The following is an 18,547-nucleotide window of genomic DNA, read 5'->3' on the forward strand; positions in this document are numbered from 1 at the left end:
GCCGCTATGAGAGCTGAACAACAATTCCTTTGCGATTTGGCCGAAAAAATTTCGATGCCTGAGGTGTATCTGAAAATCAGGCTGTTATTAGAAAAGCCGGATGCCAGAATCCGCGACTATGTCGCTGTGCTGCAAACCGATTCTATGTTGACCGTCCGTATAATCCGCATGGCCAATAGCCGCTTCTTTGGCTTTAACCGCAAAGCGTATGACCTTTACGATGCAATCAGCTTGATTGGTACCATTCAGTTGCATGACTTGCTGTTGAGCAGTCTGTGCATGCGCACGTTTTGCAATATTCCCGACGCGGTGATGGACTTGAAAGAGTTCTGGTTGCATGGCATCGAATGCGGCATCGCCTGCCGCACGCTGGCTAAACTGGCCGGACTACCCGCTGGACATCGTTTTTTTGCTCTCGGGCTGTTATTGGAAATCGGTCACGCGGCGATGTTTGTCAAAGCCCCGGAACAGGCGCTGGACGCATTGCTGGCAAGCCGGGAGCAGGGCTTGCCGATTGACGAGCAGGAACGGCTGTTGTTTGGCTTTGATTATTGTCAGTTGGGCTCTGAGTTGATGCGTTTATGGCATTTACCCGAGGTATATTCGCACATCATTGGTCACCAACTGCATCCTGAACTTACCGATCCACATTATCGCAACGAAACCTATCTGGTTTATCTGGCGCAGCAAGTGTTTGCGGAGCCGGAACAATTTAACCAAGCGCTCAGTGGCTTAAAGGATAGCCAGCAACAATTTGCCGCCATCCCCAGTAATTTGAAAGACCTGGTCAGTCAGGAAATAGCCAACCATCTCGATGACATATTTCTGATGTTGTGCCCGCAGAGTGTGGTTCAGAGTAATGCCTGTCCGGGAGGTTTTCCGCCATGAGCGTTAGATTTGCCCAACAATGGCTGGAGATAGTCTGCCGCATTGTGCCGCAAACTGAGGCTGCGGCATTGATGGTGAGCGATGCGGATGGCAAAACACTGAGACTCTCTGCGAAATGGCCGGAGAACCTCGCCGATACCGCCGAGTTATCGGCTATTTGCAAACTCACACTGGATAAAAATCAACCCAGTTATATTCCGAATGTCGCAAAGCCGGATCAACTGCAATATGACTTTTTCGGTCTGCCGGTATTTGACGGTTCGTTACTATTAGGCGTGATTGCGCTCAAACTTGAGCACTCTGTTGCTGATCGGCGCGCGGCTGTTTTTGCCACGCTGGAGCAGAGTGTGGAGTGGTGGGGCTTGGCGCAAGGTCACTTGCAGCAGAACGACGATTTTTACAGCTCGGTAGTCGGTTTGCTGGCGGCTTGTTTCGAGCAAAATAGTTACCGCGAGGTTTTGATTAGCCTGGGTAGCGAATTGACGCGCATGCTGGGTTGCGATCGGGTTGCCATCGGCGAATATAAAGACAACTACAGTACGGTAGTGGCGATTTCCAACAATGCGCAATTCGACCAGCAAGCCAATTTGTTGCAAAAAATAGCCGACGCGATGGGCGAAGCCATCGAGCAGGATAGCGTGGTGGTGGTTCCGGATGTCAAATCGGTCAGCATCCAGCGCGCTCATCAGGAAATCGTCCGCAAGTATGGTTATGGATCATTGCTGACCGTGCCGATGTTGCATGGCGGTGAGTTTATCGGCGCGGTTACCCTGCTACGCAGCGAAGAACAATCCTTTGCTAAGGAAACCGTGCTACTTTGCCAACAAGCCCTGGCACTGATCTCGCCCTATCTGGCCCTAAAAAAACTCGATGAACAAGCGTTGTCGGTAAAAATCGGCATCAAGCTTAAACAGCGGCTGGCCGAACTGATGGGCGTCAAACACTTCAAAGTGAAATTGACCGCCCTGGGCTTGGTGTTGTTCTTGTTGGTCACCTCCGTGTGGCGCGCTGATTTTCGGGTGACCGCCAACGCGGTGTTGGAAGGCAAAATTCAGCGGGTGGTCGCTGCGCCCATTTCCGGATTTTTGCAATCGGCGGCGGTACGGGCCGGCGATACGGTGCGGCAAGGCGAACTGATGGCTAGCCTGGACGATGCGGAATTACAACTGGAATTAAGCAAGCTGGACGGACAGCTGCAAAAATTCCGCCGCGAATATCGCGAAGCCCTGTCCGGTGGTGATCTGGTGAAAGTCAGGGTCATCAGCGCGCAAATCGATCAGGCCGACGCGGAAATGGAGCTGACCCGCCAGCAGTTGCAGAAAATCAATCTGGCCGCGCCGTTCGATGGGGTGGTGATTGAAGGCGATTTGAGTCAGAAACTTGGTTCACCGGTCGAACGCGGTGAAATCCTGTTCAAGATTGCCCCGTTGGAGGGTTACCGCATCATCCTGAAGGTGGATGAAAGCCTGATTTCCTATATTCAGGAAGGTCAAAAAGGTTCTTTGGTGCTGGCCAGTATGCCCAGCCGGACCTTTCCACTGTTGGTGCAAAAGATTACCGCAGTGGCCAAAACCGATAGTGGTAAGAATGTCTTTCGGGTGGAAGCTAGCCTGGAAAAAGCTCCTGAATTATTGCGGCCGGGTATGGAGGGTGTTGGCAAGATCGAAGCCGGACGCGCTAGTTTGTTGTGGATATGGAGCCACGACATGCTGGCTTGGCTGCGTTTGTGGATTTGGTCCTGGTGAAACGGATGCTGAGGTTTACTTATGGCTAACGAACTGTTCAGCCCGCATTGGTACCGGGTCGCCAAGCTCAAACCCAAGTTGCATAGCCATATCGAGATTCATCGCCACGAGTATCGCGGCCTGATCTGGTACATCCTGGAAGACCCCAATACCGCCCGCCATCAGCGCTTTAATAGCCTGGCCTATCAGTTCATCGGGCTATTGGACGGCAAGTTGAGCGTACAAGAGATAGCCGACATCCTGAATCGGCAGTTGGGCGACTACGCACCCAGCCAACAGGACCTCATTCAACTACTGGGGCAATTACATCAGGCCGATTTGATTCAAACCGAAGCCTTGGTCAACACCGAAGAATTATTCGAGCGTCAGGCGCGTTTAAGCAGCGCGAAAAGCAATCAGCGTTTGTTGAATCCGCTGTCTTTGAGATTACCGTTGTGGGATCCGGACGAGTTTCTCAGCAAACATGTATCTAAAGTGGCGGGGCTGTTCAGCGTCAAGTTCGGCGTGGTTTGGCTGCTAGTCATTGCAATTGCTTTACTGCAAGCAGGGGCTAATTGGTCGGAAATCAGCCATCATTTTGAATTGAACGCTTTGGCACCCTACAATTTTTTGATCATGTTCTTGCTGTATCCCTTGATCAAAATCCTGCATGAATTGGGGCATGGCTTTGCGATGAAGTTGAAAGGTGGCGAAGTGCATGAAATGGGCGTCAATTTTTTATTGTTCATGCCGGTGCCTTACGTCAATGCCTCCGCCGCCAACCATCTGCGTAACAAATACGACCGGATGTTGATCAGCGCCGCTGGCATTCTGGTGGAAGGATTTCTGGCCGCGCTCGGCTTATTCTTGTTTTTGAGTACCGAGACCGGGTTTGTCCAGGATGTGGGCTTCGACATCTTGCTGACCGGCGGCGTCTCATCGTTGTTTTTTAACGGGAACCCATTATTGAAGTACGACGGCTATTACATTCTGGCCGATGCCTTGAGCATTCCCAATTTGTATCAGCGTTCAAGCCAAATCTGGGCTTATTTGGCCCAGCGCTATTTGTTTGATTTGAAACAGGCGGTGTCCCCAGCCTCCGCTCCAGGCGAAACGGCTTGGTTTGTCATTTATAGTTTGGCATCGCTGACTTACCGCCTGATGATGTTATGGTTTGTCTGTATTTATCTGACCGAAAAATTTTTCTCACTGGGTATCGTCGTTGCGTTGTTGATGGTGTCATTACAGGTGGCGTTTCCGCTGTATAAAGCCATACGTTTTGTGTTTGCCAGCCCCAGTCTGAGTCGGAAAAGAGATAAGGCGCTACTGACCACTGCAGGCGTAGCCTTGTTGGTTGTTCTGGTTTTTGGTGCTTTGCCGATTCCCAATTACACGCTGGCTGAAGGTGTGGTGTGGCTGCCCGATGAGGCGTTGATCAAGGTGGAGCAAGAGGGTTTCATCGGCGAACTGTTGGTGAAATCCAATCAATTCGTGAATCAGGGTGATGTGTTGCTGACCATGCATGACGACGCATTGGAAGCCAAAGCCAAGATCGCTCGCGCCAAAGTGGCCGAGTTACAAAGCCAATATCGGGCGGAGAAAGAGTCGGATTTGGTGAAGGCGGAAATTTTGAAAGAATCGCTGCGCGTTGCGGAATCCGAACTGGATCATTTGCACAAAAAAGCGAGTGCGATGATTGTGAGTGCGGCGAAATCTGGCTACATTTTGTTACCGGATGCCGACGATCTGACCGGTAGCCATTTGCGTCAGGGGGAGTTGATTGGTTACATTCTGGATGAACAGCCGCCGACCATCCGCATGGTGGTAACGCAAGACAATATTGGCCTGCTAAGGCAAGGCAGTCCGGAAATCAATGTGCGCCTGGTGAGTGATCCGTATCGGGACTACCCGGCCCGGATTATCAGGCTGGCGCCGGAAGCGACCAATACGCTACCCAGCCCGGCCCTGGCGACCACCGGCGGCGGCAAGATCCGCGTGAACACGGAAAACGAACAAGACATGCAAACCCTGCAAAAAATCTTTTTGGTCGATCTGGACTTCTCGCCGCCGAAAAATCTGCCGATAGGTATGCGCGCTTATGTGCGGATCAACCATGGCGGCGAATCGATTATGACTCAGCTGTACCGCCGGGTACGCCAGGTATTTTTGAGGCAGTTCAATGTCTGAGTTGGTGTTGCGTCCAGGGGTATATTTTGGCAGCTACCCGCAAAAGCCGGAAAGTCGACTAAGTGATTTCGAACAAGGCGCCGCGGCATTTTTCGACAAAATCCACAAACGCCTGAACCGCCAACGTTTCAGCCAGGCTTATATCGTCAGTCGAGTTGAAAAAGTTGCTGCCCCGTTAAGCCACTACAACGAGCAACAGTTGACCATTGCCATTCTGGAACTGCGGGAAAATCTATACCGGCATGGTCTGACAGAAGAGCTGATGATCAGAGCCTTCGCGCTGATTCGCGAAACCGCCGGTCGGACGCTGAATAAACGGCATTTTGACGTGCAATTGTTTGGCGGCTGGTTAATGATCAACGGCATGCTGGCGGAAATGGAAACCGGCGAAGGCAAAACGCTGACCGCGACCTTGCCGGCCTGCACCGCCGCCTTGGCAGGCATCCCGGTGCATGTGATTACTGCCAACGATTACTTGGCGGCGCGCGATGCGGAGATTCTGAAACCGCTTTATCTGCGCCTGGGCTTGAAGTCCGGTGCGGTGGTTGACGGTATGGACCTTGAACTGCGCCGAAAACTGTATCAACAACCCATCGTCCATACGACGAATAAACAAATTGCCTTTGATTATCTGCGTGACCGCATCGAGATGGGCGAGGATGTGGGCTTGTTAAAATTTCAATTCAAGCAGATTCAGCAGCAAATAAAACAGCCGAAAAGCAAGGCTCTGATCATGCGCGGCTTATGCTTTGCCATCATTGACGAAGCCGATAGCGTACTGATCGATGAAGCCAAAACGCCGCTGATCATCACCCAGACCCGGCCGAATGAGGCGTCTCCGGAAACCTACGGTGATGCCTTGTATCTGGCCTCATCGTTGTTCATTAACGACGACTTTGTCATGGACCCGAAAACTCGGGATGTCGAACTGACGCCGCAAGGCGAAAATACCCTTGCGGATATGATTATCGGCTTGGGACCGAGTTGGAAAAATAAGCGCTGGCGGGAAGCCATGGTCAAACAGGCGCTAATTGCCGAGTATTGCTTCAAGCGCAACAAGCAATACATCCTCAAAGATAACAAGGTGCAAATCATCGATGAGTTTACCGGCCGGGTGATGGAGGATCGGTCTTGGGAGCAGGGCTTGCAACAAATGATAGAAGCTAAGGAAGGTTGCTTGATTTCCGAACAACGCGAGCCGCTGGCACGGATCAGTTACCAGCGCTTTTTCAGCCGCTATCTCAAACTGGCCGGTACTTCGGGCACGGTGCGGGAAGTGGCGACGGAAATGCAGCGCGTTTATGGTTTGCATAGCGTAAAAGTGCCTACGCACATAGTATCGAAACGGATTTTGTTCAGCGAACGGATTTATGCCACGCAGGCAGCCAAGCAACGGGCATTTTTACAACGGGTCGCGGAAATACATGCGCAAGGCCGGCCAATTTTGGTAGGCACCGGTTCGGTTGCCGAGTCGCTAGAGGTCAGTGTCTGGCTGGAAGCGGCGGGTTTGGTTCACCGGGTGTTGAATGCGGAACAAGATCAACACGAGGCTGAGATCATCGCGCAAGCCGGGCAGTTGCACGCTATTACGGTAGCTACGAATATGGCCGGCCGTGGCACCGATATAGCCCTGGGATTGGGCGTGGCGGAGTTGGGCGGTTTGCACGTGATCGCGTTGAACTGCAATGAATCTCGGCGTATAGATCGGCAACTATACGGGCGCTCTGCCCGGCAAGGCGATCCGGGTAGCTGCGAAGCGATACTGTCGCTGGAGGATACGGCGCTACGGGAGTTTTATTCGTCTGCTATTCTCAAGGCTCTGGCCGGCCTGGCTAAAGATCAGCAAGCTTTGCCGGGTTTTTTGGGAAACCTGATATTACGCCTGCCGCAAATTTATAACGAGCGGCAACAGCGCAACGTCAGAAGGCAACTCAGCAAACAGGATAAGCATTTGTCGCGTATTTTGGCGTTTTCCGGCAAGTTTGAATAAACGCTGTGGCCTTAAATTTACTATTTTGTTAAAAATCAGACCGTTTCAAATCAAACTAATCGATTAGTGATTTTTACATGCCCATACGCCACCATTTTTTTTGCGCATTAATCGGTCCTGGCCTGTTCAGTGGCACCGTGTTTGCCGCCAATCTGGATTGCATGGTCAAGCCGGAAATGTACGTCGAGTTGAGTAGCCCGGTGGCGGGGACTGTCGCAGCGCTGTTGGTCGATAAGGGCGATCACGTTATCAAAGGCCAACCGCTGGCCCAATTGGAAGCGTCGGTGGAATTGGCCAAGTTCAACCAGGCCAAGGCCGATGCCGAGAGTAGCAGTGAGGTACGCAATCAGAAAGTGAAACTGGAATACGCCACGCGCAACCGCACCCGTTATCGGAGTTTAGCCACCACCAATGTCATTTCGCAAATCGAGAAAGATAAAGTCGAAACCGAAGTGGTGTTAGCGGGAATCGAGTTGAGAAAGGCAGAGGAACGTAAAAAGTCGGCGATGTTGGCACTGGAAATGGCCAAGGCGCAACTGGAGGTTAAAACCATCAAAAGTCCGATAGACGGTATTGTGATAGACCGTTATGCGATGCCCGGCGAGTCCGTTAGTGATCGCGCGATTATGAAGCTGGCGCAAGTCAATCCGTTGCGCGTTGAGCTGATCGCGCCGACTGAATATTTTGGTCTGATTCAGCCTGGTATGGATGTGGAAGTACGCCCCGAACTGCCGGCCAAAAAAGTCGTGAAAGCCACGGTTACCAAAGTGGACCAATTGATTGATCCTGCCAGCGGCAGCTTTACCGTGCGCATGACCTTACCGAACCCCAGCGACGAACTGATCGGCGGCGTCAACTGTATCGCCACCTTTGATTTTGCCACGCCAGCTCCAACCACGACGCCGACTCCCCCGCCTTTTGTACCGCAGAACGCGGTGCCGGTGAGTCCGGTCATCAAGCGTTGAGCCAAGCAACAGCGCTTACCCGCCGCATTGATACTAACAAATAGGGTGGATTGACAAGCGAACGCCTACCGGTGTTTTTCCTGTCTGAAGCCTCGCGAGAACGGATTGATGCGGCATATCGGGTAAATTAGCGCAATTCAGGTATATGCTTCGAAGCTGGTATAGCAATTATCTCGAAAACTGCGAGGCAACAGGCAACTCATACAAAGGGCTTGGAATAAAATTGGCTGCTCTCAAGTAGAGTTGTAGCCATTAAATCCGTGAACAAGAGGTAGCCAATGTCATACATGTCAATTAATTCAGGCGCGTCGCAAATTTATAGTGCTGCCGGGGCCAATGTTCCGACAGTCAAAAAGGCGCAGCCAAACAGCCCCATACAAGCGTTTCAGCAAGTCCAACCGGTTGTTAAAGACGCCTCCGATCAAAATAACGAAGGTGGTAAAGGCAGATTTATTGATGTTCGAGCCTGATGCCCGAGTATTTCACCGCAAATTGCCTAGGGTCTGAGGGCAGTCCGGTAAAGCGCCAACGAATTATTCCTCTCCCCCTCTCACCGTCGCTATACCCGCAAGCTAGCCTAGTTAAAAAGCCTCAGGCCAATATAGACCTGCTTCCGGCAGCAATCCTGGAAACGAGCCTTTACGGATGTTAAAGAACAACAGTTCAGGCAGGCTGACCACAAAACCTTTCAAGCCTTTGCGTAGATTGTCGCCGTCATCCCAAGGCCAACTGAACAAACCATAAAGGCCCTGGCCGCCGGCTATCGCTAGATTGAAGCCGCCCTGCAATGGCCGAGGCCATAGCTGATCTTGAGTGAAGAATAAAAACGCCGCGTCATCCTCGTTCCATTGATAAATCCTCGAACTTAGGGTATTGGATTCCTGTAAATCCACCTGCCATTGTGGCATTTGCCGGTAACGCCGTTGACGCTGCCGTTCCCTGTAGGGCTGGCGCTGGAAGCTGGTGCTTAGTCGATATGTGCTTCCTATCTGGTCATAGGCGATAAACGGAATCATGTTCAAGCTGCCTTCATCAACGTAACCGCCCAGCAGCCGCTGCGACGCCTGGCTTGTGCTTTCGTTGGTTGTAGACGAGATGTCAGCAACCGTCTGGTTAATGAGCCGAAAGATTTCGGTGGCGCAATTGCGGCTAAGCAAGTTATAGCCATATAAGGATTGCAATTGGCTTTGATATGTTTCGAGTTGCTGTGTGACGCTGTTTTGGAAATCTGCCAGTTCGCTGGTAGGCAGCGGCAAACCAAGCAATTCCGCCGCTGCCGGTCGCGACGGCGTGGTTGTCAATGGCAACAGCTGCAAAGATTGCTGATCATGGCGCGGCTTATGCAGTTGCATTAGCGCCGTCGCGCTTAGCTCCAGTTCCGAGTAAGCAAGCTCATCCAGCGCTATGGGGCTGTCGAGTTGTTTGGACGCCGCAGCAAACAGCTCTTGGCTGTATTGCAGCGCTGCCGGCAAGTTGTCATTGTCGATAATAGTGGCTTGTGGATCTTCACTGTCGGGGCGACTGCGGTCCAGCACGCTCAGATAGCCCGAGGCGACGGCATGGTCCAGCGCATGCAAACGGGCCATTCCCACCAACAGCGGATAACCCCAGTCGCTGCGTTGGCTGTGCATTAGAGTCATTAAATCGGCAAACAAACGCTGCCGAAAATCTTGCAGCTTGGCACGTTGTGCGGTGTTGAGTTTGTATGTCGCCTCGGGAATTTCTAACAAACTTTCGCTAAGCGGGGATAGCCTGGCGTGTAGCACATCCAGCGCGGCCAGATTCAGCAACTGATTGCGATAGCGTTCCGCAAACGAACTGTTCGTGGCGGTAAACCGTGTATCCGTGGTTTCAGCGGGGTTAACTGCTAACTCAGGTTTCAGGGTTTGCAAGGTTTGCCAAGCTTGCTGGCGCTTGGCCGCCAAAAAATCTTCGCCATACTTGTTAACGATGGCTTCGTGCAATTGTTGTAGCGCTTGGCTGTTATTGCTGGGTTTGTCTGCCTCGACAGGGAGCGCTTCCGTCGCTCGGTATTGCCTCAAAAAATAACCCAATCCTTTTATGGGTATAGGCGGCGCAGAGCCAAGATTTTGCAAGCCTGAAACCAGCGTCTGGTCGTCGTGTAGGGCTTGTAACAGCGACAATTGTTGGTTTTGAATGAACAGGCGGCGACTAAAGGTATCCCGTAGTACTTGAAAAAAATCCTCTGACACTTCGATGCGGTGACCGTATATGTTTCGGTTCTCCTGAAAGCCGTAGGCAAACTCAAAAGCCGCCGCATCGTTGCGATACAAACGCAGCAGGCCAGGTTCGATGTGCTGAAAATGAAAGACTTGCCGGTCGAATTTAATGGCGGCATGGCCGCCGCTGGCGCTGCCTTCGTTGGCGTCTATGTACAGGAATTCGAAATGATGACTTTGGTCTGCTTCGGCAACGGCTACCCAAAGTAAACAGCCCAGCGTCAGCGCCCACGTTGCGAATTTCAAGCCAGCAACTGGCATGACCAAGTGGGCGACTGCCTGCGGGATTATTTTTTCAAACCTTCTTCAATGGCCTGTTTCTTCCAGGGCTCGTTATCGCTCAAACTTTCGGTAAACGCCGAAATTTGCGGTTTGCCGAGCTTGGCTTTAGCAAGTCCACGGCCGATGCCTACGTAAGTATTCCGGTCGGTTTCCCAGTTGGTGATCTCATGACTTTCGGCCAATTCGCTGAGATGTCCGCGAAAACTATCCAGTGTGCCGCTGCTGGACACCACGAAGGTAGCGGTATAGTCGGCCACATCGGTTTCGTATTTATCGCGCTTGTTACGAGACGAGTCGGAGCTGGAGGTAAACGGGCTGGAGGCGCTTTTGAAGATGCCGCCGGAGCTGTCAGATAAGCTGCCGATGCTGTCGGACGAGCTCTCGGAGCTGGTGGAAAACGAGCAGCCGCTTATCAGTGTAGTTCCCAACGCGATAGTAGTTGCCAAAGTAAAGGTTCTGAATGAGTTCATATGCTTGGATGGCTTTAAAAAACAAGTAGTGTTACTGCTTATGCGTGAAGACGCAAGGTTTTACGCCTCTACAGTGTTTTGGTGGAGGTAGGATGGCGAATTGTCAACGCTCGCGGCCTCCGAAGCCGCATGATAAAAAGGGAGAAGAAGGTCAGGGATGAAGAGGCTTACATCCCGTGTTTATACGTTTTTAATGGGTAGTTCCAAGCTCGGGTGCTTAGCGTTATACACAAGTGCCGTCCCACGCGCTAGCGTGGGAACGAGCGAAAAATCTGCTAGTGCGAATGGGGGGCGGCGCGCCGCAGACATACTGCCGCAGATGCCAGTGCAATGCCGAACAGCGAAAAAGCTCCCGGTAACGGCACAGGCTTAACCCAGGTCAAAGTACCACCAGCATTGTCGACCAAACTGACGCCAGCCGGTAAATTGAAAAACAACTTTGCGCTGTTCGACGCATCGGCTAGTGATTTGACGCCGACACCATTGGCCCCTTGTATCGTTTGCAGCAAAAACGTGATTTCCAGGGTTTCGCCAGGGTCTATTGTCATGGCTGGCATTAATAATGTCATGTCAAGGTTGGTCAAGGTTGCCGTATTAAACAAGACGGTCCCCCCGTTTTGCGTAATTGGGGTTGTTGTATTGGTGGGAGGGTAGGAGAAACCATTACTAGCCTGACCAATATTGACGAAATGATCGCCTCTGGCTACTCTTGCCAAGCTGCCGTCATTGATGCTAAGGACACCGGTTATGCCCGCGCTGGCGCCAGAGTTTGGTACCAGCGGGCCAAGTGTATACTGGCCGGTAATGTTGACACCAAGCGCTCCGGCCGGCAGCAGTATTGGCGCGTTGCCCAGCGGATTGGTAAAGGTCAAACCTTGTAGTCCAGCATAAGCAAAGGAAGCGTCCGGGGATTCCGATCTTGCCTTGAATACGGCACTCAGCAGATCCGCCTCTGCAAAGAAGCCGGCGCCGGTCTGCGTGGCAAATGCAGGATCAGACGTGATCCCAGAACCGCTGGGGTCAGGGTATTGAACGAACACTGTCGCCGCTGTTGCAAGTTGGCTGGTCGCAAGCGCGCATATGCCAATATATCGTACTAATTTCAACATAATAATCCTCCAAATGTTATGACGTGCTTTAAAGTATCTCTGACTGGTGTTTAATCTGAATGGTCTTAAGTAACTTAGATAGTGATATTGCAAGGAGCCTTGGCTGAAACGGTTGTTCGAGTTGGTTACCGAATCGGAATAACCGGAAGCCCTGAATCCCGCCGTGGCGACATGACGCCATCCTAAATGTTGGCGTCGTCGAAAGTAGCTGGATTGGGATCGAAAAGACGCTGATTGCCGTAATCGTTGCCGCCATATTGCAAAATGGCCTTGTCCGCGCGAACAGCGGTGGTAAGGCCGAATAACGCGATGCCGAATAGCGCATAACCTTTGTTTAGATTCATGATTGGATTCCTGGGTTAATGGATTCGACCAGCGGGAAAATCATGGCTTGGTGCGAACGTTGGCGGGTGAAGCCGAATATGCCCGCCAACCCGGTAAGCATCAAGCCGATGGCTGGCGGGAGCGGGACAGGCGCCGTTTTCACCCAATCTAGCGCAATCGGCGAGTTCAGTAAGGTTCCCGCCGGCAATTGCAGGCTGAACGACGCGGTGTGCGTTGCATCGCTGGTCGCGCTCCAGCCACTGCCGGGAGTGCCCAAGCCGACGCCGGCCACGACCCAGGTATTCAGCGAATAATTCACGGTTAGAATGTCGTTCGGTTTCAGCGTGAAAGCCGGGAAGGCCAGATTGGCCGACAACTTGTCCGCATCTGCCGTACCGCTGCCGGTGAAACCGGCATTGGGGTTGAAATGAAAGTCGAAAAACGGCGATGACGGGCTATTGGAAGCACCGTATTGATACAGCACGCTAACGCCGGGAACATTATTGCCCGGGTAAGTTCCTGCCAACGCGGAACTCAGTACCGTGGCGGCTTGGCCGCTCGCTTCGCTGCCGATTGTGCGGCTGAACACCGCGTCGATGTCGGCATCAATCGCCCCGGCGGCAAAACTGATATTGACGGCGCCGGTATTTTTGAATGTTGCAGTCATGCCGGTGTAGGCATAAGTGGTTTGTGAGCCTGTATCCGCAGCTGCAGAATTGGCCTTAAAGACGCCGCTGCCGAAATCGGCGGAAGCCATAGAGCCGCCGACTGCAATCGACAATACGCTGGGATGATGCTGCAAGGTATTCGCGACCCCGGGGCCGCCGTACTGGACATAAACGTCGGAAGCGATCAACGACAGCACAGGCGGTGGCGAAACTACCGCGGCAAACGTCGAAAACGGATTGACGCATAAAAACAAGGTGATCGGCTTAGCGGGAAAGTTCATGTTTAGGTCTCCTATCGACGGTCGTGTCGATACCCTAAAGCAACAGGCCTCACAAAAAACTCACAACATCGACCGAATTTGTTTGCGGATGATCGGCGAATGCGTGACCGGAAGTTATTTAGTATTAGCTCGATACCGTCTATTAAGGCTATGAACAGTGTTCAGCCTTTACCGACGTTTGGTGCCGTGATCAGTGCGGCCAGGGACTTTAAGCGGGGAGAGGGTTCGATGCCATAGTGGCCAGCATAGTGGCGCCGACAGCGGCGGTAAGCTAGCAAGGCCTCGGCGCGCCTATCTTCGGCGAGCAGGCAATCGATCAGCCGGTATTGCAGATTTTCCGCCAACGGTTCAATTGAGACGGCTTGCGTATAGCAGGCGATGGCCACGGCTCTGCGGCCTGCGGCTTCCAGCTCGGAACCAAGCTTTTCCAAAGTTTGGATGAATTTGCCAGCGAGATTTTCCCGTTTCGATGCCGCTAATGGCGCTTCCAGGCCGGGCAAAAACGAGCCGCGCCAGACTTTTAACAGGCGATCCGCCAAGGTTGCGGCCTGATTCGGGTCGGCGGCAAATCGTCTGGCGACTTCGTCGACGACCCAAATGTCCAGCCAGCACAATTCCCGATTCAAAGACAGGGTGCCGCCCTGCAACAACACCGCCTCATTCCGTCCCAGCAGTTTGCGCAGGCGCTGCAAGGCCACTTCCAGCGCATGCTGGGCGGCATCGGCGTCCGAGTCCGGCCACAGCGCATCGGCCAGGGTTTGTTGAGGCACGCCGTCCGGATTCGTCGCCAGCAACCACTGCAGCAACTGCAATGGCTTGTTGTCTTTTTGCCTGCGACGGGCCGCCGGTTCGAGGCTGTCGATCCTGAACTGGCCCAGCGTTCGGATTTTCACCGGCCACGGCCATTCTTCGCAGGCGTTACCGTCCGGTTGCAGTTGGCGTTGCACTATCCACCAACGCACATAGTCGGCTTCGATACCGCGCTCCAGTGCCACGGTACATAACCTGCCGATCACTGCCGGCTGCCAGAACGGGTGCACGTTCAGATAGCGCTGGCGCTTGCCCAATGCCATCGCTCGGGCCAACGCTGCCAGGCCGCCGGCTTCGTCGTCGCCGGCCAGTAGGACTTGGGCTTCGGTCAGCAAGGCCATGAATAGAATGAAGGGCTTGTCCGCGCGAACGGCATGGCTTTGCAATTGCTGTAAATGCCGGGCGGCTTCGGCCAGATCGCCAGCCGCCGCCAAAATTTGCGCCAGACCGTGCTGAACCAGGGCCGCCACCGAAGGTAAGTTGATTTCGCGGCAAATCGACAACGCCAGTTCCGCTTCCTGGCGCGCTTGACTAAAACGCTGTTCCGCCAGCGACAGGCCGGAGCGCAAATGCAAGATGAACGATTGGTCTACCCGCCGATTCGCCGGCAAACACGCTTCCATGCGCGCCAACGCCGAGCGAAAGCGCTCCCAGTCCCTGGCCGACAGCGCGGTGTAGGCTTCTTGTCCGTAAATGTTCGGCAAATAAAAAGCCAAGCCGTAAGCGGTAGCCAATTGCGCGGCCGCCTCGGTGGCTGCGTAAGCGGCGGCGTGCTCGGCGCATAGGTAAGCGTTCACTGCTTGCCAATTCAATAGATTGATCCGGTACAGCGGTTCGTCGTTGACTATCTGTTGATCCAGTAGGGCGAAAAAGGCGCGCGAACCCTCCGTATCGCCGCGCCAGACATGGTATTGCAACAGGAAGGAAGTTAAAAATACCTGGCGCCCCGGTGGACAGTGCGGCAGGCGCGCTAATGCTCGCTGCGCCCAGCGTCGGGTCAATTCCAGGTAATCGGGGAAGTGGACCAGAATATTGCCGCAGCCCAGGATCCAGGCGTCCAACTCCGGATCGTCGGCTGCTTCGATTACTGAATCCAGCACAGTCAGTTCGTTCAGCCAGCGTGCCGCGTCGCGAAAGTCGTCCATCACGAAAAACATCGCGCTCAGTACCCCGGCGGCGCTCAGCGCTTTGCCCAAGGGGTCGTCGCCGAAACTGGCGTGAGCCCGTTCGAACAAGGTTTGGGCCAACGGCGGATTTAACGCCAACTGGGCCGCGGCCCGCCAGAACTCCAGCCACGGGTTAGCCGGTAAGTCGTCCGGTAAACTCTGCAACCAAGACTGCAGTTGCAGGCTTCTGCCGGCGCCCAACTCGGTTTTGGCATGGACCAGAATCAGGCGTTGCAGGTCCAGTCCGGCGCCGGCTTGGCGGTACAGTTCGAAGGCCTGGCCAATCTCGCCGTGGCGTTCCAGCACTCCGGCACTGCGTTTTAAAAATGCCGCGTAACCGTCCTGTCCGAGGTTGGCCCGGTGGCGGGCCAGCAGAAATTCCCGCAGCAAAGGGTGAAGTTGGTAACTGGGGATGGCAGTGTCGATGCGGTTGACCAAATAATGGTTGGCCGCCAGTCGGGCCAACGTCGCCAACACGGCCGGGTCGTCTGCTAAATCGTGCGCCAGCGGCTCGGTTGCGGTTTCTGCGCAGGCAACGGCCAGCAACTGTTGCAAGACGGTGGCATCCAAACCGTCCTGCACCCGTTGCGCTAAATCTGCTTGCTCGTTGGCCGGAGTCGGATGTTCGGGTGGCCGTTGCCGTAATTCCACGGCTAAAGCGGCTGGCCAGCCGCGGCTTTGGCCGAACAACTTGTCGAGCCTGTCGCTGCCGCCGTCGAATCCGGCCAGATCGGCCAGTCGGCCGGCTTCGTCGCGGTCAAACGCCAATTGCGCCGGCGTGAGCATGCCGAGCGGCTGCAATGCAATAGCCAGTCCGGGTGGTGGTTCGTGGCGGCTCAGACACAGTATTCGGTGCTGCACGCCGACGATGCGGCCCAATGCGGCCAATATCCGCACCAGTAACGGCGAAGCGACCACCTGGTGGCAATCGTCGAATACCAGCAGCATTGGCGCGGCTTCGGGCGGCAACAGCGTGCGCAATAACTCGCCGACATAGGCTTCAAGGCCGGGCAAATATTCCGGGCCGAACGCCGGTGTCGCGGAGACCAGGCCCAAACGGGTTGCCGCAGTGCGGAAATGCCCCAAAAAAACGGCCGGGTCCAGGTCATCGCTGTCGAAACGGTACCAAAGTACGGGTTGAGTGTTTGCGGCGGCATAATCAGCCGCTAATGTGGTTTTACCGTAACCGGCCGGCCCGAACAGCCAGACTGCCGAACCGTAGTCGGAATAGCTGCGGTCTATTTGTTCGAACAGGCGTCGGCGGCAAACCACAGCGGGTAAGGTCGGCGCGACCAATTTAGCGGGAAGTTGCGCGCGCACCGGTTTGTCGATCATCCACCCCCCAAGCAATTTATCCACACGAATCGCGTCGGTAGTTCAGCACAAACCAGCGTCCGGCAGCAACTGTTATTAATCCGGTCTTTAGTAATCGGCTGGGAAGAGTCCTATAAATAGTATTCTATTCACGCAAAAGCAGTTAGGCTCTTAATATCCATGTGCTCGATGCCGGCTATTCAGCCACAAACCGATGACCTTAAATCAGCCGGCTTACGCGCTAGAGGAAATCAAGAACCGGCTCAGCCGATTTCACTGAGTACCGAAGTAAATATAATGTTCGACGTCGCCCCTTGCGGGTTGGCAATTGATACCACTCCGCGAATCAGTTACGGGCCGGATTTGCTTGCTTGCGTATTCTTTATCCATGCGCGATTGACGGCTATGATGCGACAAAGCTCAAACGCTATCGGGATGTTTGTATAGCTTGGGATGTGTTGCTATTTGCCAACACCCGCTGCCTGCAAATCGGCGTGAAAGGAAGACCGTACCAAGGGCGCGCTGGCGACCTGTTTGAATCCCAATTCGCGGGCGATCTTGGCATAGCGCTGAAATTGGTCAGGATGAATGTATTCCTGTACCGCCAAATGGTCCTTGCTGGGTTGCAAATACTGGCCCAAAGTCAGCATGCTGACGCCGTGGGCCAGTAGATCTTTCATCACCTCGATCACTTCCGCTTCGGTCTCGCCTATGCCTAGCATCAAGCCGGATTTGGTCGGTACTTCAGGCAGAAGCTGGCCGTGTTGTTGCAGCAGTTTTAGCGAAACGTGATAATCGGCGCCGGGGCGGGCTTGCAGATACAGGCGCGGCACGGTTTCCAGATTGTGGTTGAACACATCGCAAGGCTGTTGTTGCAGAATATCCAGTGCGGTGTCCATACGGCCGCGAAAATCCGGTACCAATACTTCGATGGTGGTATTAGGCGACTGGCTACGCACTGCCGCGATACAAGCGGCAAAATGACTGGCGCCGCCGTCGCGCAAATCGTCGCGGTTTACCGAGGTGATAACCACGTATTTCAAGGCCATTGCGGCGATGGTCGCGGCCAGGTTGGCCGGTTCTTCTGCATCCAAGGGTTGCGGCTTGCCGTGGGCGACATCGCAAAATGGACAGCGGCGGGTGCACAAATCGCCCATGATCATAAAGGTGGCGGTGCCGTGGCTGAAGCATTCGCTCAAGTTGGGGCAGGCGGCTTCTTCGCAGACGGTGTGCAGGCGATGTTCGCGCAATGATTGCTTGATGCGATTGACTTGGTCGCCGCTGGGCAATTTGATGCGGATCCAGTCCGGCTTGCGCAAGATTTGTTCGGGCTTTTCCACTTTTACCGGAATCCGCGATAGCTTGTCGGCATTGCGTTGATGAGTTTCAGGCGTGGAGCGGGAAGGGGCGTTGAGTGTCATATTGCCACCGGGCACTTGGGTTGGTTTTTGAGTCTCCGCAAGCTTGGCTGTTTCCAGCGATGCTCGTCGAGTTTGCTTGTTTCAGAGTTCTATTGCTTGCAGTAACTGATGCACAACCGGCACCGCGAGTTCCTGATTAGTGATCTTAATTCCCAAATCGGCCAGTTGCGTGACTTGCAAGCCGGCATAGCCGCAGGGATTGATGTCTGCAAACGGCGCCAAATCCATATCGTTATTGATGCTCAGGCCATGGTAACAGCAACCGCGCTTGATACGCAGGCCCAGCGAAGCAATTTTTTGCTGATTGACGTAGACGCCCGGTGCCTTGGGCTCGGCCTGGGCGGCAATGCCGTATTGCCGCAAGGTGTTTATCACCGCGTTTTCCAGGATGGTCACCATTTGTCTGGGGCCTTTGTTTAAACGGCGCAAATCGGCCAATAGGTAAATCACCAACTGGCCGGGGCCGTGATAGGTCACTTGACCGCCGCGGTCGCTTTCGACGATTTCGATGTTATTGGCTTTAAGAAAATGTTCGCGCTTGCCGTTTAAACCCAGGGTATAAACCGGCGGATGCTCGACGATCCAGATTTGATCGGCCGTGTCACCATCGCGTTCCGCTGTGAACTGCTGCATGTCTCGCCAGACGCCGAGATAGTCTTGTCGCCCCAAATTACGCAGGACGGTCGTCGCCTTGCTGGGCATCAGTCC

Annotated in this window: 13 protein-coding genes; 5 read left to right on the plus strand and 8 right to left on the minus strand. The window is 53.9% G+C overall.

Going from position 1 to position 18,547, the window contains the following annotated elements; all coding sequences use genetic code 11:
* Nucleotides 1–6: 6 nt before the first annotated feature.
* The 5 genes from ACH5Y9_RS01320 to ACH5Y9_RS01340 all read left to right on the plus strand — a co-directional run bounded on the left by ACH5Y9_RS01320 (nt 7) and on the right by ACH5Y9_RS01340 (nt 7,754).
* Nucleotides 7–888, plus strand: a complete 882-nt coding sequence (locus ACH5Y9_RS01320) for an HDOD domain-containing protein (protein ID WP_445368231.1) — start codon at nt 7–9, stop codon at nt 886–888.
* Nucleotides 885–2,633 carry an HlyD family efflux transporter periplasmic adaptor subunit gene (locus tag ACH5Y9_RS01325; protein WP_445368232.1) on the plus strand — a complete coding sequence of 583 codons (1,749 nt, stop codon included), beginning with the start codon at nt 885–887 and terminating at the stop codon, nt 2,631–2,633. Before ACH5Y9_RS01320 ends, ACH5Y9_RS01325 begins: the two co-directional genes overlap by 4 nt.
* A gap of 21 nt (nt 2,634–2,654) precedes the next feature.
* Nucleotides 2,655–4,799 carry a hypothetical protein gene (locus ACH5Y9_RS01330; RefSeq protein ID WP_445368233.1) on the plus strand — a complete coding sequence of 715 codons (2,145 nt, stop codon included), beginning with the start codon at nt 2,655–2,657 and terminating at the stop codon, nt 4,797–4,799.
* Nucleotides 4,792–6,789 carry a preprotein translocase subunit SecA gene (locus ACH5Y9_RS01335; RefSeq protein WP_445368234.1) on the plus strand — a complete coding sequence of 666 codons (1,998 nt, stop codon included), beginning with the start codon at nt 4,792–4,794 and terminating at the stop codon, nt 6,787–6,789. The genes ACH5Y9_RS01330 and ACH5Y9_RS01335 overlap by 8 nt, the downstream gene beginning before the upstream one ends.
* Nucleotides 6,790–6,866: 77 nt before the next feature.
* Nucleotides 6,867–7,754, plus strand: coding sequence for an efflux RND transporter periplasmic adaptor subunit (locus ACH5Y9_RS01340; RefSeq protein ID WP_445368235.1), 888 nt, complete (start codon nt 6,867–6,869; stop codon nt 7,752–7,754).
* Between the two features lie 581 nt (nt 7,755–8,335).
* On the opposite strand, the gene ACH5Y9_RS01345 is transcribed toward ACH5Y9_RS01340, so the two are convergent.
* The 8 genes from ACH5Y9_RS01345 to lipB form a co-directional block, all read right to left on the minus strand.
* The gene (locus tag ACH5Y9_RS01345) at nt 8,336–10,240 is read right to left on the minus strand and encodes a hypothetical protein (protein ID WP_445368236.1); all 1,905 of its coding nucleotides are present in this window, start codon (nt 10,238–10,240) and stop codon (nt 8,336–8,338) included.
* Between the two features lie 41 nt (nt 10,241–10,281).
* Nucleotides 10,282–10,746, minus strand: a complete 465-nt coding sequence (locus ACH5Y9_RS01350) for a putative lipoprotein (protein ID WP_445368237.1) — start codon at nt 10,744–10,746, stop codon at nt 10,282–10,284.
* Between the two features lie 275 nt (nt 10,747–11,021).
* Entirely contained in the window at nt 11,022–11,855 is an 834-nt protein-coding gene (locus tag ACH5Y9_RS01355; protein ID WP_445368238.1) for a hypothetical protein, read from the minus strand.
* Nucleotides 11,856–12,037: 182 nt separating this feature from the next.
* A complete protein-coding gene (locus ACH5Y9_RS01360) occupies nt 12,038–12,199 on the minus strand; it encodes a hypothetical protein (RefSeq protein WP_445368239.1) in 162 nt (53 codons plus the stop codon).
* On the minus strand, nt 12,196–13,128 hold the full coding sequence (locus ACH5Y9_RS01365) for a hypothetical protein (RefSeq protein ID WP_445368240.1): 933 nt from the start codon (nt 13,126–13,128) through the stop codon (nt 12,196–12,198). Before ACH5Y9_RS01365 ends, ACH5Y9_RS01360 begins: the two co-directional genes overlap by 4 nt.
* A 161-nt stretch (nt 13,129–13,289) precedes the next feature.
* On the minus strand, nt 13,290–16,463 hold the full coding sequence (locus ACH5Y9_RS01370) for a BTAD domain-containing putative transcriptional regulator (RefSeq protein WP_445368241.1): 3,174 nt from the start codon (nt 16,461–16,463) through the stop codon (nt 13,290–13,292).
* Between the two features lie 416 nt (nt 16,464–16,879).
* Nucleotides 16,880–17,839 (minus strand): lipoyl synthase, encoded by a 960-nt coding sequence (gene lipA, locus ACH5Y9_RS01375; protein WP_445368242.1) that lies wholly within the window; start codon nt 17,837–17,839, stop codon nt 16,880–16,882.
* Nucleotides 17,840–17,920: 81 nt separating this feature from the next.
* Nucleotides 17,921–18,541: a lipoyl(octanoyl) transferase LipB gene (gene lipB, locus ACH5Y9_RS01380; protein WP_445368243.1), complete on the minus strand. Its 621-nt coding sequence runs from the start codon at nt 18,539–18,541 to the stop codon at nt 17,921–17,923.
* Nucleotides 18,542–18,547 lie beyond the last annotated feature (6 nt).

The sequence above is a fragment of the Methylomonas sp. BW4-1 genome (genome assembly GCF_052474385.1).